Raw genomic sequence first — 296 nt, forward strand, 5'->3', positions numbered from 1 at the left:
CGATCACGAGTATTTAGCCTTGGAGGATGGTCCCCCCATCTTCAGACAGGATTTCACGTGTCCCGCCCTACTTGTCGTACACTTAGTTCTTTCATACTGTTTTCGCCTACAGGGCTATCACCTGCTATGGCCGCACTTTCCAGAGCGTTCGGCTAACAATACAAATAAAGAGTACAAGGCTCATCCCATTTCGCTCGCCACTACTTTGGGAATCTCGGTTGATTTCTTTTCCTGCGGTTACTTAGATGTTTCAGTTCACCGCGTTCGCTTCTCTGGACCTATGTATTTAGTCCAGG

Annotated in this window: 1 rRNA gene; it reads right to left on the minus strand. The window is 48.0% G+C overall.

The window, feature by feature from the left end:
- A 23S ribosomal RNA gene (locus SB816_RS30805) occupies positions 1-296 on the minus strand; the annotation flags it as partial.

The sequence above is a fragment of the Achromobacter sp. SIMBA_011 genome (assembly GCF_046535435.1).
Taxonomy (GTDB): Bacteria; Pseudomonadota; Gammaproteobacteria; order Burkholderiales; family Burkholderiaceae_B; genus Achromobacter; species Achromobacter dolens.